Annotated in this window: 1 pseudogene; it reads left to right on the top strand. The window is 61.1% G+C overall.

What is annotated here, in order from left to right:
- Positions 1-137 precede the first annotated feature (137 nt).
- Positions 138-357: pseudogene (locus tag HMPREF2822_RS13705) on the top strand (IS21 family transposase); the annotation flags it as partial.

Consider the following 357-nt stretch of genomic DNA (forward strand, 5'->3'; position numbering starts at 1 on the left):
CCCAGCCGGGCCAGCGTCATTACAGCTACGACCGGTTCCGCCAGCTGGTTGCCTCCCATGTCGATGCGGCCGGGCTTACCGCCCGGATCACCCATGCACCAGGGCATACGATGCAGGTGGACTGGGCAGGGAACAAGATGCGCCTGTACGACCCTGCGGGCACACCGGGTGCGAAAGTCAGCATTTTCGTCGCTTCGCTGCCGTATTCAGGAATGCTGTTTGCTTGTGCGTGTGTTGACCAGCGGCAACAGTCCTGGCTTGATGCACACCGCCAAGCGTTTGACTACTTCGGTGGGGTCTGCCAGGTTGTTGTCCCCGATAACGCGTCGACGGCATCAAACGCAATCAGCACTGCCG

The sequence above is a fragment of the Corynebacterium sp. HMSC062E11 genome (genome assembly GCF_001811845.1).
Classification (GTDB): Bacteria; Actinomycetota; Actinomycetes; order Mycobacteriales; family Mycobacteriaceae; genus Corynebacterium; species Corynebacterium hesseae.